This is a genomic window from Alistipes sp. CHKCI003, from assembly GCF_900021155.1.
GTDB classification, from domain to species: Bacteria; Bacteroidota; Bacteroidia; order Bacteroidales; family Rikenellaceae; genus Alistipes; species Alistipes excrementavium.
The window spans coordinates 14,169-30,218 of sequence record NZ_FCNT01000028.1 but is presented as its reverse complement, the minus strand read 5'-3'; the positions used below and the strand labels follow the sequence as shown (position 1 = coordinate 30,218).

Here is a 16,050-nt window from a genome sequence, read left to right as displayed (position 1 = left end):
CTTCTCCGACGCAGCCGTGTAGTGCGGAAACCTCCCCTCCGGCCCCGAATAGCGTTTCCGCGACTTCGGCATCCGCAGGCCCTTTGCGGCAGACTGCGGTTGCCTTTCGGACCGGACAGGACCGCCTCGGCCGCACCGCTCCGGTAAGCCCTTCGGCCAACCGACACAGCCGTGTAGTGCGGAAACCTCCCCTCCGGCCCCGGATAGCGTATCCGCGACTTCGGCATCCGCCGGCCCTTTGCGGCAGACTGCGGTTGCCTTTCGGACCGGACCTGACCGGACCGCCCCGGCCGCACAGCTCCGGTAAGCCCTTCGGACAACCGGCACCGCCGACACCGGGTTCATCCCCGGCGCCTCCCAAAAACGCCTCTGCGATTCCGGCGCTCCGCCGTACCGAATCCCACCCGGAATCCGATGCGGAACCGAAGGCTGCGGAAGCTCATTCCGGAAACGAGCGTGCGAAACGACGGGAGGCTGTCCAGCAATACATAAAGGACAGCCTCCCGTTCATCATTACAGCCCTAAGCGGCGGCAGCGGACGGCGATGCTGCCGTCCGGGCCGGCCTCCATCGACCGGCCCGACAGCCGCAGGGCGCCTCCTATTCGGCAGCCGGACGGTTCGGGAATTCCCCTTCGCACCCTCGATCCGCGCGACGCCGCATCCTGCGAACGGAGCCGATCCGCAGGCCGACAACGCTCCGGCCGCTCCCGACAATCCGCCGCAGACCGCAACCGTCTCCGGACGCAACGCCCGCGTCCGCCGCTCCGAGCGTCCGGTCCGGCTCCCTACAACAGCGCCCGCGCCGCATCGAGCGCCTTCGCATAATCGGGTTCCTCGGTGATTTCGGACACGTATTCCGCATAGCGGACCGTATCCTCGCGGTCGACCACCACCACACCGCGCGTCAGCAGCGCCAGCTCCCGAATCAGGAACCCGTACTTGCGACCGAAGTCGTGGCCGTTGTAATCGGAATAGACGAACATCCGGTCGATGCCCTCGACGGCGCAGAAACGCTTCTGGGCGAAAGGCAGATCGGCCGAGATCGAGATCACCGCCACATCCTCGCCCAAAGCCGCGGCCTCGCGGTTGAAACGCTTGGTTTGCAGCGAGCAAACCGGCGTGTCGATCGACGGGAAGACACTGATGATGCGCACCTTGCCGTCGAATCTGTCCGACGAAACGGGTTGCAGCGTTGCATCCGCAACCGTGAATACGGGAGCTTTGTCCCCTACCTTGACAGGCGTACCGGCCAACATTACGGGATTGCCTGCGAATGTGATTTTCTTGTCCATATTTTCGTAATGAGTTCGTTCTCCTTTTATCTTTTATCTTTTATCGCGCCGGTCTTCGGTCGTTCCGGTTCTGCGACTATCGGTCCCGCACTCCCGGCCTCACGGACGCGCAACCATCGCGCCCGCGAATTCGCAGCCTCACGGCCCCGGCTTACACATGCCCCGCCATCGGGTCCGAGACCCCTGTTCCAACAGACCTCCAAACTCCCGGCCTCACGGACGCACAACCATCGCGCCCGCGAATTTGCAGCCTCACGGCCCCGGCTTACACATGCCCCGCCATCGGGTCCGAGACCCCTGCTCCAGCAGACCTCCAAACTCCCGGCCTCACGGACGCACAACCATCGCGCCCGCGGATTCGCAGCCTCACGGCCCCGGCTTACACATGCCCCGCCATCGGGTCCGAGCCCCCCTGTTCCAACAGACCTCCAAACTCCCGGCCCCCTGCCGCAATACTCCGCCGCACCACCGCACACCGCCTGATCTTCTCTTCCCCGGCTCCGCGAATGTTCCCCGCGCCAGCTCCCTAATCCCGGAGCGGGTGCGGCACGGTCCCACCGCCTCCTTTCCGGCGATCCGCACTTCGCAAATTTACGAATAAATACATCATCATCCACAGCAGACGGGCATAATTTCAGTCGTGCCCGCAATTCCGCCCTTCCGCCCGCCTCCGCCCCGTCCTCATATCGCACGGCCTAACACCCGACGACCGCCTGCCGGGGCCGCGCCGCAACGTTCGGTCCGGTTTATGCAGGTCGCAACCCGCCCCACCCGCGGCACGCCCCGGCCAAGCATCGAAAGGGGGCTGTCTAACAAATCTTAGACAGCCCTTTTCGATTCATACTGCTATTCGAGAACTTTTCCCAATACGCAATTCTCAGAGGGTCGAAAAACTTGTCAGACAGCCCTCTTCTCACCTCGGACGGCAAAAAACACCTGAAACCGGACCCGCAGGCGAAAAATTGCAGACCGCACCGTCCGGCAAGTTCCAGCGGGCGGCCGTTCGGGGAAAAGCGGATATGCAAGTGCGGCACCGGACTGAGGGCAGACAACCCGCAAGCCCCCCGAAACGGCCGCCGCCCCTGCCGGAGACTGAGGCCCGCACAACCGCACAACCGCGTAACCGCACACTGCAAAGCCCTACACGCGACACAACCGCATACCGCACAGCCGCGCAAGAACAGCAAAAACAGCAAGAGCAGCAAGAGCAGCAAACCGCGCCGGCATCCGCCCGCTCCGACGGCTCCCCCCCCCGCGATTACCCACACTGCATCCGACAGAACTTCCGCCCGGCCGCGCCGCACCTTCCGGATCAGCCCGAAACATACGACCGTCCTATCCGCGAACGGATGCCCCTGCGGCATGAAAGACGGGAAAGACATGAAAGGTGCGGAAAGGCGCAAACCGGAAGCGGTGCGCCGACGCACCCCCTCAGAAAAACCGAGAACGGCCTGCGACACGGTATTCTCCGTGCCGCAGGCCGCTCCGGACAGTCGGGCCTCTCTTATTTCAGTTCGAAAACCGCCGAGCCCTTGATGTCGGCCGACGAAGCGCCTACAAGCGCTTCGAACACGCCCTTTTCGGCCACCCACTCGCCCTTCGTGTCGTCGTAGTAGCGGAGCGCCTCCACCCCGACGGGGAAGGTTACGACCTTCGACTGGCCCGCTTCGAGCCATACCTTCTCGAAGCCCTTGAGCTCCTTCACGGGACGCGGCAGCGACGACTCCTTGTCGGCGATGTAGAGCTGCACGACCTCGGCGCCCGCACGGTCGCCCGTGTTGGTAACTTCCACCGACACGTTCACCGTGCCCCGCTCGTCCGTCGACGCGCGGTCCGCCTCGACGGGCCCGTAGGCGAACGTCGTGTAGCTCAGACCGTGGCCGAAGGGGAAGAGCGGCTCAATGCCCTCCTTCTCGGTCCAGCGATAGCCCACGAAAATGCCGTCCTTGTAGCAGGTCTTGCCGTCGTGCGGGAACACGGGATCGGTCGCATGCGCCCCGTTGTCCTCGATCCGCACGGGGAAGGTGAAGGGCAGCTTCCCGCTCGGGTTCGCGTCGCCGAAGAGCACGGCGGCCAGCGCATTGCCCGCCTCCGAGCCGAGATACCACGCCTGCACGATCGCCGGCACCTCGTCCACCCACGGCATCGACACGGCGTTGCCGCTCACGAGCGCCACGACCAGCCGCGGATTCACCGCCGCCAGCGCCTCGATCACCGCATCCTGTCCATAGGGCAGCCCCAGCGAGAAGCGGTCCACGCCCTCGCAGTCCTGATGGTCGCTCTTGTTGAGCCCGCCGACGAACACCACGGCATCGGCCTTGCGGGCCTCTTCGACCGCCTCGGCGATCAGCGCGCCCGCACTGCGGTCGTCCCGGAGGTCCTGCCCCGACTTCACGCCGTTGTACTCGCCGCCGACATCGCCCACATAGCCGCGCGCCCAGACCACCTCGGCCCGATCGCCCACGCGGGCGCGGATGCCGTCCAGCGGCGAGGTCTCGCGCTGCACCTTGAGCGACGACGAGCCGCCGCCGACGGTCATCATCTTCACGGCGTTCTCTCCCACCACGAGGATGCGCTTCATCCCTCCGAGGTCGAATGGCAGCACGCCGCCCTCGTTGCGCAGCAGCACGATGCCCTCCTCGCCGATGCGGCGTGCGGCGGCGTAGTGCTCCTCCGAGCAGAGCGCCCCGAAGGGTTTGTCCTGATTCATGGCCGTGCGGAACGTCAGACGCAGCACGCGGCGCACCTTGTCGTCCAGCTCCTCGGTCCCCACCTCGCCGTTCTCGATCTTCCGAAGATAGGGTTTCGCCATATAGTAGTTGTCGTAGGCGTTGGTCGCTCCCATCGTGAGGCCGTCGGTCCACGTGCCGAATTCGAGGTCCAGCCCGTTGCGGATCGCCTGATCCGTGTCGTGCACGCCGCCCCAATCCGAGACGACGGCTCCGTCGAAGGCCCAATCGCCTTTGAGGATCCGGTTCAGCAGCCGGTCGTTGTGGCAGCCGTACTCGCCGCGGTAGAGGTTATAGGAACCCATGACGGTCCACGTGCCGCCCTCCTCGACCGCCGCCTTGAAGGCCGGCAGGTAGATCTCGTAGAGCGCCCGGTCGTCCACATCGACGTCGATCGTGTGGCGGTGCGTCTCCTCGTTGTTCAGCGCGAAGTGCTTCACGCAGGCCGCCACGCCGTTCTTCTGCACCTCCTGCACATAGGGCACCACCATGCGCGAAGCCAGATAGGGATCCTCGCCCATGTACTCGAAGTTGCGGCCGTTGAGCGGCGTGCGGTAGATGTTCACGCCCGGCCCCAGCAGCACGTCCTTCTCGCGGTAGCGGGCCTCCTCGCCGATCGACTTGCCGTAGAGGGCCGCCATCGCGGGATTCCACGTTGCGGCCAGACACGTCAGAGCCGGATAGGCCACGCACGAGTCGTTCGTCCAGCCGGCCTGCTCCCACTCGTCCCACAGCACTTCGGGGCGGATTCCGTGCGGGCCGTCGGTGCACCACAGCTCCGGAATGCCCAGACGGGGCACGCCCGGGGAGGAGAACTTCGACTGGGCATGGATGATGGCGATCTTCTCGGGCACGGTCATCCGCGCCAGCGCGTCTTCCACACGCTCTTCGATCGGCGCCTCGGGGTCGAGGTACACGGCCACGGCCGCCCGTTTCGGAGCGGGCGCGCAGGCCACGGCGGCAGCGGCCGCCGCCGCGAGGCACAGTTTGGTCAAATGGTTGTTCATCTTCATGAAATATATGGTTGTATGTTTTTTCGATACGGCCGGAAATGCCGGCCTCCGCCTTCCGGGCCGGCATGCCGGCACCCGCAGCCTCCGGGGCGCATCCGCGCCCCGCTTCCGAGCTGCCGCGCTCCGCAGCGCACCCCGGGACACAGACACCCGACAGCCGGAGCGCGAAACCCGGACTGCCTTCGAGCGCATCCGTCAAAAACATGGAGCGGGTCTGCACTCGCTCCATGTGTCGCCTGCGGTCCGCGCCGGAAATCAGAGTTTCACGAACGACACCACGCCCTGATCCTTGCCGGCCGTGAGGTCGATCGTCAGCTGGTAGGTCGCGCCCTCTTCGAGCTGCACGCCGTCCGCGAGTTCGAGGTTTCCGCTGTCCTTGAGCAGCTTCTCCGTGCCCGACGCCAAGGTCGGGCTCTTCATCTCGCCGCCCCAGCCGTTCTGGTGGAAATATTTCAGACTGATGTAGTCGTAGCGGAAGTAGTCGCCCGCGGCCGAGCCCTTCTCGGGGCCGGCCTTGCCCGTCAGACGGTAGACGGCCGGCGAAATCTCGGCCATGCAGTAGGCCGCGCCTTCGGTGAATCCGAACTGGTAGTCCTGCGACGGAGCACCGACGCCCCAGCCCATCAGCCAGATGCCGCCCGTGCCGTCGTCTCCGACCGTCGGATCCGAACCGTCCGCATCGACGGGCTGCACGAACACCTGTTTCTTGTCGGTCTTGGCCGTCAGGCGGTACTTGCCGTCCACGACCTTCACCGCGAGCGTGCCGTCCGCCTCCGAGGCGAGGAAGTTGTCGTCGATCCACCAGCCCGCGAGGTCGATGCCCGCCAGCCGGATTTTCTTGCCCTGCACGAGGTTGAGCGTCGCGGCGAGCGTCGTCTCGTCCACCCGCTCGATCTCGACCAGATAGGGATCATCGTCCGCCGGAGCGTCCGACTGCTCCTCGACGGTCAGCACCGCCTTGTCGCTGCCGGCCGTAACGTCGATCGTGAAGAGGTAGGTCTTGCCCTCTTCGAGCGCCTTGCCGGGTCTGATGTAGAGGTTGCCGTCGTCGTGCTTCTCGCCCGTCTCGTCCACCTCGCCCGTGCCGATGCCCACCAGATCGCTCGTCGTGGTCAGCCGGTCGTGCTTGAACTCGTCGTTCCAACTGTGCGCGCCGCCGTAGAACTTGAAGTTGACCGCATCGGTGCCCACCGACGTACCGGCGACCAGCGTGATGCGGAACTTGCCCGTCTCGACGGGCACCATGCAGAGCGCCTTCTCGGTATTCCAGCCCACCTCGTTGTCGAGCGTGGGTTTGCCCACCTTCTCGCCGATGATCCACACGGCGCCCGTGCCGTCGCTCTGGAGCGATGCGGCGGCGCCGTCCTTCCAGACCTCGGCATAGATGAACTTGTTCTTCGTGTCGACAACCGTGCGGTAGCTGCCCGTCGGCGCCGCCAGCTTGAGCGTCGTGCCGTCCAGCGTGAAGTAGTCGGCGTCGGCCGTGTATTCGCCGATGCCGTCGATCCCCTCGACCGCATAAGTCGAACCGTTGGTCATATCCGCCACCAGCGCATAGCCGTCGCCGACCGCCTCCATGTAGGTGTCGCCCAGCTTCACCGGCACGAGGAACGGCGCGGTCTCGAACGTCTTGAGGTTCACCGTGATCGTCCACTCGCCCGCACCGAGCGAGGTGTAGGGGATCGGATCGGTCGCGCCGAACGCGAGCGCCTTCTCGGCCGAATCCCAGCCGAAGGTCAGCACCGTTCCCGCCTCGCCGAGGGCCGGCGTCTCGAAATAGCCCGACACCGCCTGCGGCAGCTCGGCGGTCAGTTCATAAGTGTAGTCCTCCGTGCGCTCGGCGCGGTACTCCTTCTCCTCGGTAACGAAAGTCAGGTACTCGGGATTGGGACGCGCCACGGCCACCTCCAGCTCCTTCGTCGTGAGGCCGAATCGGATGTTCTGCCCCAAGAGACGGAACGTAGCCACGCCGTCGGGCGTGTTCTGCAACAGAGGCACCGCCACGGCGCCCTTGTAGGTGCCGTTCGTCTTGGTGCGGATCTCCACGTCGCTCACCTTGTCCTCGTCGTAGTAGAGTTCGCCCTTGAGGGTCGAGAGCGCGATGGGGTCTTCGAGCGTTACCTCGAAACGGACCGAATCGCCCATGATGGCGTTTTCGCTGTACGACACGACGGTCATCACGGGACCCGCGTCCGTGGTCTCCAGTTCATCGTCATCCGCGCAGGCCGCGGCTCCGGCGATCAGCGCGGCGAGTGCGAAATATTTTAAGGTATCTTTCATTTTCATCGGATTTAAGGGTTTGTTTTACTTGTCGCTCCAGCGGAACGAAGCGATCGACTGCGCGGGCACGTCGTAGCGGAACGCCTTGTCGGGTCCCTGCACCGCGATCGTCTTCGGCTCCGAGTTGCGGTTGAGCGCGATCATGGCGTACGACCCGTCCGTATTGCGGAAGGCCATGTAGGTCAGGTTTTCGGCCGTGTAGCCCGTGGTGCCGATCCGCTGCGCGCCGGCACGCACCACCTTCGAGCAGTGAGCCAGATCGTACCAATGGGAGTTGTACTTGAGCGTCTTGTAATCCGACGAGCTGATCTCGATGGCGCCGAAGCAGGTCGAGCAGCCGCCCGGACGATAGGGCTTGCCCTCGTCGTCGAGCATCAGATTCCACAGCAGCACGCCGCGGCCCATGCGGCTCAGCGTCCCGAGGAAGATCGACTCGAAGTCGTTCATCAGACATCCGTCGAACGTGTAGTTCCACTCTCCGATCGAAGCCTCCGTGAAGTAGATCGACTTGTCGGGCGCCTCGGCGAGGATGCGGTCCAGCTCCGAGACGTCGCCGCCGTAGTTGTGCCATGCCGACCCGTCGACCCACTGCGACGCCTCGGCGTCGGCGAAGATGTGCAGCGGATAGCCGTCCTGACCCGACGCGTTGTCGTAGTTGTAGTTGTGGTCGTAGGTCAGGATCTTGGTCTCGATCCCGGCCTTCTCGAAAGCCGGGCCGAGCACCTTGACGAAGGCCAGCTGATCCTCCCACGGCATGTAGAGCGACATGGAGTTGCCGTGGTTGAGCGGCTCGTTCTGCATGGTGATGGCGTAGACGGGGAACCCTTCGGCCTCCCACGTCTGCACCCATTTGACGAAGTACTCCGCATAGTCGGCATAGTAGTCCGGGTTGAGCCGGCCGCTGGTCCAGCTCGTCGTGTAGGGCACCGTCGGATCGTCCACCGTGCCCTTCATCCAGAGCGGGCACGTCCACGGCGAGCCCATGATCTTCACGTCGGGGTTGATGGCCAGAATCTCGCGGATCACGGGGAAGATGCCGTCGCGTTCGAGCGCCGGCGTCTCGAAGAACTCGATGCCCTTCGTGTCGCAGTAGGTGTACTCGTCCATCGAGAAGTCCGAGCCGCCGATGTGCACGCGGATGAAGCTGAAGCCCGCGCCCTCTTCCGGATCGAAGCACTTGCGCAGCAGTGCCGTGCGGTCTTCCTGCGTCATTTGCAGCAGGTTGTAGCACGTGGCGCCCGTCATCGCGGGACCGAAGCCGTCGACGGTCTGGAAGACCGTCCCGGGCTGCAGCTCCACCTTGTTGGGCGACATCGACACCTTCGAGAATTCGACGGGCACCCGTTCGAAGAGCATCGAGCCGCTGGCCGTCGTTACGTAGCACTCCACGTCCGACTCCGCATCGGGTACGGGCGGCGCCGGAGCGGGCGTCTCGGTCGAGCCGGAGCAGCAGACCGCGCCTGCGGCCAGCATCGCCAGCGTCAATATCTGGATTCTATTCACTTTCATATCGTTTCGCAATTTATCAATAACCGGTGTTCTGATGGATGTTGGGGTTGTTCTCGATCACGCTCGTCGGCACGGGCAGCAGGATGTGGTTGTCGTCCATCGTGCGGCGCGCCTGCGTGTAGGAGTCGTAGGAGTCCGTTCCCTGCACGTTGGCGTTGTCGCTCACGCTCTTCAGCCGCGAATAGTCGTCGCCGAAGCGCATCAGATCGAACCAGCGGTGCCCCTCGAACGCGAGCTCCAGCCGGCGTTCGTGCAGCACGGCCTCCTTCATCTCCTCGACCGACCCGCGCTGCTCGGAGGTGAGCTTCGGCAAATGCGCGCGCTCGCGCACCCGGTCCACCAGATCGGCCGCGCCGCCCGCATCGCTCAGGTTGGCCAGCGCCTCGGCGTGCAGCAGCAGGATGTCGGCCAGACGCAGCACGTAGACGGGCGACACGTTCGTGCGGCACTTGTACATGAAGGCGTAGTCGTCCTTCGGATAGTGGAACGACCACCCGCAGGCGTCGTAACGGATCGAAGCGTTCATGCGCTCCGTGTCGCCCTCGGCCTCGAACGCGGCGATCAGGTTGCGCGACGGCGTGCACCACTTCGCCCACGTGAAGCTGTCGTCGGGCTTGTATGCGTTGCGGTAGAACATCATCCACATCCACGAACCGTTGCTCTGGTTGGGCCACGAGACTTCGAAGATGGACTCCTTGGTGTTCTGCGCCGCCATCCCCGCATCGCCCTCGGTGAAGGCCCAGAGCTCCTCGTAGCTGTCGCACAACTCGTAGCCCAGCCCCTCGACCGCCTCGCAGCAGCTCTTCACCTTCGTCCAGTCGCGGAATTCGCGCATGGCATAGAACTTCGCCGCCAGTCCGTAGGCGAAGCCTTTGGTGATCTTGTACTTGTTCGCGACGTCCACGTCGGGCGCATACTGGCAGGCATACTCCAGATCCTTGACGATCTGCACGCGGAGCGTGTCGATCGGCTCGCGCTCGGGGAAATAGAGCGGATAAACCTCCTCGATGTTTTCCGAGGTGATGGCGGGCGGAATCTCGCGCAGCATCGGCACCTCGCCGAAGATCTGGTGCATGAGCAGCCAGTTGTAGGCGCGCCAGCAGAGCGCCTCGGAGAGCCACTCCTGATATTCGCGCTCGGTGAGCGCCGGATCGTTCGCCTTCACGTTGTCGATGTTGCAGATGATCTGGTTGGCGTTGTCGATCGCCGTCATCGGATAGTTCCACAGCGTCGAGGCGAACTCGTTCTCGCTGTCGATCCGGTTGGCTTCGACGGCCACGACCTTCGCTTCGCCGAGGTTGCCGCCGTAGGCGTTGTCCACGCGGCAGTCGGCGAGGGTGATGAGCTGGTACCACGCCGTCTGATAATCGCCGCGCATGTAGTCGTACATGGTCGTGAGCTGTCCCGAGAGCTGCTCGCGGGTTTTGATGGCCGTGTCGGTCTCGGCATCGCCCTCGGGCACGTTGTGTTCGTTGTAGCCCGTCTCGGGGAACTTGTCCAGCTCGCACGAGCTCATCGCGGCTCCGAAGCCGAGAACAACCGCTAAGATCAGTGATTTTTTCATATGTCTGTCTCCTTTCGATCGTTAGAAGTTAATATTGAGACCCACGACGACGGTCTTCACGTTGGGATACGTACCCCAATCGATGCCCATCGAGGTGGCGCTCGTCGACTGGCTCACCTCGGGATCGTAGCCCGAATAGCCCGTCCACGTGATGAAGTTCTGGAGCGAGACGTAGGGCTGGATGCGCGAGATGTTCAGGCGGCGCAGCTTGGGCGAAGTGATGTCGTAGGAGAGGGTGATGTTCTTCACCTTCAGATAGGAACCGTCCTCCACCCAGCGGGTCGAGTTCTTGAGGTTGTAACCGCTCGTCGTGGCGCGGGGCATGTCGGTGATCTGGCCCGGAATGCGCCAGCGGCGCAGCACCTCGGTGGTCTGGTTGTTGCCGTTGTTCATGCCCTCGGTCTCGATGCGCGACGCATTGAAGATGTCGTTGCCGTACGATCCCGTGATGAGGATGCTGAGGTTGAGCCCCTTCCACGAGAAGTTGTTGGTCATGCCGAACGTGAAGTCGGGGTTGGCGTCGCCGATCCACGTCTTGTCCGAAGGGGTGATGTCGCCGTTGCCGTCCAGATCGCGGTAGATGAGGTCGCCCGTCTCGGGATCGACGCCGTCGGAAATGTAGCCCCAGAACATCGACAACGGCTGGCCCGGCGTCATGCGGATCACGTAGTCGTTCGTAACGTCGGCCGTCTTCGAGTAGTAGTAGACCTGTTGCAGCGAGAGCTTTTCGAGCCGGTTGCGGTTGACCGAAATATTGAAGTCCGTGGTCCACGTGAAATTGGGCTTGGTGATGTTGACCGACGAGACGACGATCTCGAAACCGCGGTTCGACATTTCGCCCTCGTTGCGCGTGAGGTTGGGATAGGGCGCCGGCATCGGCACGGTCATCAGCAGGTCCTTCGTATATTTATAATAGTAGTCGAACGAAAGGGTCAGCCGGTTCCTGAAGAGCGCCAGATCGAGACCCACGTTGGTCTGCGAGGTGGTCTCCCACGTCAGCTCGTCGTTTGCGATATTGCTCTTGCTGCCCACGGTCGGCACGGCGGTCGACTCCTTGGTCCAGTCGAAATAGTTGGTGTTGTACTGCTGCATCCAGCCGTACTCCGTCAGACCCGACTGGTTGCCGGTCTGGCCCCATCCGGCGCGGATCTTCAGGTCGTCGATCCACGAAACGTTCTCCATGAAACGCTCGCCCGAAATACGCCATGCGGCCGAGAACGAGGGGAAGTAGCCCCAGCGGTGCTTGGGCGAGAGCTTCGACGAACCGTCCGCACGGAAGTTGGCCGTTACGAGGTACTTGCTGTCGTAGTTGTAGGATACGCGGGCCAGATACGACATGATGGCCCATTCGCTCTTGCCGTAGCCCTGTCCGCGCAGACCGCCGTTGTTGCCGCCGTTGAGGTTGGGGATGGGGTTCGTCGAGGAGAAGTACGAACGCGAACCGCTCAGCTCCTCCCACACGGAGGTCGTCGCCGACGTACCGCCCATCACTTCGAGGTTGTGCAGGTTCCACGAGCCGGTGTAGGTCAGGATGTTGTCGTAGACCATGCGGCGGTCGTCCGACCGCTTGTCCGAAGCCGTTCCGTGCTGCGTGCGGCCGTAGCTCGTGCGCACCGGATCGAGGTATTCCGACGTGTGGACCCAACGGCGGTCCATCGTAACGGTCGACTTGAAATCCAGCCCCTTGTAGAGGTGGAACGTCAGGCCGCCGGTGAGCAGCAGCCGGTCGGACATCGTCTTGTTATGATCGGTGCGGGCCATGTTCTCCAGCGGCGAGGTAACGTTCGCACCGTAAAAATTGCTGTAGTACTGCCCCGGGTTCTCCTCGTCCCAGATCGGGGCGTAGGTCGGCGTGGCGATGGTCGAGATGACCACGCCGGCGCGGTTGGCGCCCTGTCCGGAGATGATGCCGCCCTTGTCCGTGGAGTTCGAGTACGTAACCGACGCATTGGCCGTAACCCACTTGTAGACCTTCTGTTCGATGCTCGCGCGGACGTTGTACCGCTCGGCCGAAGTGGTGCCGATGACGCCCTTTTCGTTCGTGTAGCCGCCGCCGATGAAGTACGAGGTGTCGTCGTTGGCGTTCGACACGGAGAACTGGTAGTTCTGGTTGACGCCCGTCGAATAGGTCTCGTCGAACCAGTCAGTCCGGTCGGTGAGGTTCTCCGGCAGGCCCGACACGGCCCCGGTCTCCTCCATCAGTTCGCGGTACTGCTGCGCGTTGAGCACGTCGAACGTCTTGGCCACCTTCGAGATGCCGACGAAGGTCGAGAACGAGATGTCCGGCCCCTTCTTGCGGCTGCCCTGCTTGGTGGTGATGAGGATCACGCCGTTGGCGGCACGCGAGCCGTAGATCGCGGCGGACGATGCGTCCTTGAGTACCTGCATGGTCTCGATGTCGTTCGGCGAGAGGAAGCTGATGGCGTAGTCGCCCTCGCCCACGGGCACGCCGTCGACCACATAGAGCGGGTCGTTGCTCGACGAGATGGACGAGGCGCCGCGCACGCGCACCACCATGCCCTGCCCGGGGGCGCCGTTGGGCTGGAGCACCTGCACGCCAGCGGCCTTACCCTGCAAGGCCGCGGAGGCCGAGGTCAGCGGTCGCGTCGTGAGATCCTTGGTCGAGACGACCGACACGGCCGTGGTGAGGTCCTTCTGCTTGACCGTACCGTAACCGATTGCCACCACGGCGTCGAGCGACACGGCATCCTCCTGCAGGACGACCTCGATCCGGCTTTTACCCGTTACGTCGACGGTCTGCGACGCATAACCAAGGCACTGCACCTCGACGGAATTCCCCCCCCCACGGAGTTCGAGGACGAATTCGCCGTCCACGCCGGTCGAAGCGCCGTTCGCCGTTCCCGTTTCGATCACGGCAGCCCCGACCACGGGAGCGCCCTGCGCGTCGACCACCTTGCCCGACACCGACTGCCGTTGGGCATAGGCCACGTCCGCGAACGCCGTCAGCACCAACGTGCACAGCGCAAAGAGCCAACCCGCCCGACAGGTCGATTGCAATGTTTTGCAAAAACTTGTCATAGAATTTGGTTTTTAGTTAGTAATTCAATAAAATCAAACTGCTTTCCGAATACAGTTCCCATCAACCTACGGCCGTTTTGTTGCGGTCCGATCGTCTAAAAATACGACACATCCGATCATAACGGAGTATCGACGATTAAAAATGTAGATTCCGTCCGGCGCACGGAAAATGCAAACATCTGTCGTACAAAGATTTTTTCGCGGCACCGCCTCTCGAAAAAAGTAAATGTTCCGGAACGTCCGAATCAGCGCGGACAGCGGTTTTCCGCATATATTAAAAATATTACGAAATATATCATCGCCCGCTTCCGACTCGGATGCTCCCGCCCGTCGATAAGCAAATGGATTTGCTTTCGCCCTCCCGATTTATTCGTACCTTCGGCTGCGTCTTTGGCACTCCCGTCCGGTAAAATCGAATGGATTTGCTTTTGCCCCCGACTTATTCGTACCTTTGCACCGACGCGCAAACGCTCCGCATCCGCCTCCCGCCCCGGCGCCGCCGGATCATGCCGGCGACGGGGGGGGCTCTCCGCTGCCGCCTGCGGCATGCAGAGGCCGCGCGAAGCTTTGCGCGGACCGGATGCACCGCAAAAAAAGATTGCACGGACGGCCGCGGCATATTATCTTTGTCCGCGAGACCGAAAAACAGACTGCCGACCATGAAACACCTCCTGCTTCTGCTCGCCGCTTTGGCGCCGCTCGCGGCCCCGGCCCGCCCCGATGCCGAAATGAATTCGCTCTTCGCCCGGCTGGACGAAATGCTCCAGCACAGCGCCACCTACATCGGCCACCGCGAGCACCGGATCGAGTCCGTCAAGAACATCCTCGGCAAATCCCGCTTCACACCCGCCCAACAATACGTCCTCAACCAGCAGCTCATCGAGGAGTACATCCCCTATCAGGCCGACTCGGCGATCACGTATCTCTACCGCAACATCGAACTGGCCGAACGGCTCGGCGACCGCCGCAGGCTCGACGAGACGCGCATCGCCCTCGGCCATTTCTACGCCGGCACGGGCATCTACCTCGAAGCGGACCGCAACCTCAGCGCCGTGGACACGGCGCAGCTCGGCCGCAAGGCCCTCACCGACTACTACATCGCCCGCTTCAAACTCAACATCGAGCTGCGCCTCTACTCCCACGACGTTTCGCAGCGCACGCAGTCCGAACGCCTCACCGACTTCTACATCGGCCGGATCATCGACAACACCGAGCCGGGCACGTCCCTGCGTCTGACCTACGAACTCGAACGTGCCATGCGCCGCAACGACTACGACGCGGCCGAGCGCATCGTCTGCGAACTGCTCGACAAGGTGCCCCCGCTGACGCGCGAATACGCCATCGCGGCCTACATGCGGGCCGTGGCGGCTCAGTTCCGCGGCGACAGCCGGATGCAGATCGAATGGTACACGCGCGCGGCGATGCTCGACGTGCAGCTCGCCATCCGCGACAACGCGGCCCTCAGCAGCCTCGCCAACCTGCTCGTCGGGGAGGACATACAACGCGCCATGCGCTACATGCGCACGGTGATGGACGATGCGCGGTTCTTCAACTCGCGCCTGCGTCCGTGGCAGGACGTGCGCGTAATCACGATGATCGAGAAGGCTTACGCCGAACACAAGCGGCGGACCGACGCCACGACGCGCAAGTTCGTCTCGGCGCTCGCGCTGTTGGCGCTCATGGCTCTTGCGGGCACGATCTACGCCCTGCGCCAGTATCGGCGGCTGAAGGCCGCACGGCGCGAGCTGGAAGAGGCTTTCGCCCGTCAGCACCGCACCAACGACGCACTCAAACGCTACAACGAGCAGCTGCTCGAACTCAACGACCGCATCGGCGAAGCCAACACGGTCAAGGAGGAGTACATCGGCATTTTTCTGATGATGTGTTCGGAGTATATCGACAAGATCGCCGCAATGCGGCGCCGCGTGCGCAAACAACTGCGCGACGGCGACATCGACGTCCTGCGCCGCGAATATGCCTCGACCGATCCGGACGAACAGGAGCGCAAGGCTTTCTACACCATGTTCGACACCACGTTCCTCAAGCTCTACCCCACTTTCATCGACGAATTCAACCAGCTGCTCGACGAGGAGGCCCGCATCGAACCCCGCAAGGGCGAACTGCTTTCGACCGAGCTGCGCATCTTCGCACTGATCCGCCTCGGTATCAGCGACTCGTCGAAGATCGCGGCGCTGCTGCGCTACTCGGTGAGCACCATCTACAACTATCGCTCGAAGATCAAGTGCCGCAGCACCATCTCGCGCGACGAGTTCGAGGAACGCATCCGCACCATCGGCTCGTTCGGCGGCCAACGCCCCAGAACAGGCGAAGCCGCACGCTCCGACAGCAGGTAAACCTGATAAGACCCGACAGAGAAACAGGTGCTTTTTTCCGCGCTGCACGGCACCGTCGAGCCGAAGCCGCACACTCCGACAGCAGGCAAACCCGATAAGACCCGACGGAGAAACAGGTGCTTTTTCCGCACTGCACGGCACCGTTGAGCCGAAGCCGCACACCCTGACAGCAGGCAAACCCGATAAGACCCGGCGGAGAAACAGGTGCTTTTTCCGCGCTGCACGGCACCGTCGAGCCGAAGCCGCACGCTCCGACACAGGCAAACCCG

The 16,050-nt window shown here is 63.2% G+C and carries 7 protein-coding genes; 1 reads left to right on the top strand and 6 read right to left on the bottom strand.

The features are described from left to right. Nucleotides 1–786 precede the first annotated feature (786 nt). The 6 genes from tpx to BN3659_RS04575 form a co-directional block, all read right to left on the bottom strand. Entirely contained in the window at nucleotides 787–1,293 is a 507-nt protein-coding gene (gene tpx / locus BN3659_RS04605) for a thiol peroxidase (RefSeq protein WP_091534956.1), read from the bottom strand. Between the two features lie 1,504 nt (nucleotides 1,294–2,797). Further along, entirely contained in the window at nucleotides 2,798–5,035 is a 2,238-nt protein-coding gene (locus tag BN3659_RS04600) for a glycoside hydrolase family 3 C-terminal domain-containing protein (protein WP_091534954.1), read from the bottom strand. Between the two features lie 255 nt (nucleotides 5,036–5,290). Further along, nucleotides 5,291–7,315, bottom strand: a complete 2,025-nt coding sequence (locus BN3659_RS04590) for a DUF5121 domain-containing protein (RefSeq protein ID WP_171847703.1) — start codon at nucleotides 7,313–7,315, stop codon at nucleotides 5,291–5,293. A 24-nt stretch (nucleotides 7,316–7,339) separates the two neighbouring features. Further along, nucleotides 7,340–8,824 (bottom strand): glycoside hydrolase family 30 protein, encoded by a 1,485-nt coding sequence (locus tag BN3659_RS04585; RefSeq protein ID WP_091534950.1) that lies wholly within the window; start codon nucleotides 8,822–8,824, stop codon nucleotides 7,340–7,342. Nucleotides 8,825–8,840: 16 nt separating this feature from the next. After that, nucleotides 8,841–10,388 carry a RagB/SusD family nutrient uptake outer membrane protein gene (locus tag BN3659_RS04580; protein WP_091534948.1) on the bottom strand — a complete coding sequence of 516 codons (1,548 nt, stop codon included), beginning with the start codon at nucleotides 10,386–10,388 and terminating at the stop codon, nucleotides 8,841–8,843. A 21-nt stretch (nucleotides 10,389–10,409) separates the two neighbouring features. Then, nucleotides 10,410–13,427, bottom strand: a complete 3,018-nt coding sequence (locus tag BN3659_RS04575) for a SusC/RagA family TonB-linked outer membrane protein (RefSeq protein WP_091534947.1) — start codon at nucleotides 13,425–13,427, stop codon at nucleotides 10,410–10,412. 659 nt (nucleotides 13,428–14,086) lie between these two features. Here BN3659_RS04575 and BN3659_RS04565 point away from each other — a divergent pair. Continuing rightward, the gene (locus tag BN3659_RS04565) at nucleotides 14,087–15,781 is read left to right on the top strand and encodes a DUF6377 domain-containing protein (protein WP_091534944.1); all 1,695 of its coding nucleotides are present in this window, start codon (nucleotides 14,087–14,089) and stop codon (nucleotides 15,779–15,781) included. Nucleotides 15,782–16,050 lie beyond the last annotated feature (269 nt).

Coding starts and splice junctions, on each gene's coding strand:
- tpx (WP_091534956.1), bottom strand. CDS start 1,293: ATGGACAAGAAAATCACATTCGCAGGCAATCCCGTAATGTTGGCCGGT.
- BN3659_RS04600 (WP_091534954.1), bottom strand. CDS start 5,035: ATGAAGATGAACAACCATTTGACCAAACTGTGCCTCGCGGCGGCGGCC.
- BN3659_RS04590 (WP_171847703.1), bottom strand. CDS start 7,315: ATGAAAGATACCTTAAAATATTTCGCACTCGCCGCGCTGATCGCCGGA.
- BN3659_RS04585 (WP_091534950.1), bottom strand. CDS start 8,824: ATGAAAGTGAATAGAATCCAGATATTGACGCTGGCGATGCTGGCCGCA.
- BN3659_RS04580 (WP_091534948.1), bottom strand. CDS start 10,388: ATGAAAAAATCACTGATCTTAGCGGTTGTTCTCGGCTTCGGAGCCGCG.
- BN3659_RS04575 (WP_091534947.1), bottom strand. CDS start 13,427: ATGACAAGTTTTTGCAAAACATTGCAATCGACCTGTCGGGCGGGTTGG.
- BN3659_RS04565 (WP_091534944.1), top strand. CDS start 14,087: ATGAAACACCTCCTGCTTCTGCTCGCCGCTTTGGCGCCGCTCGCGGCC.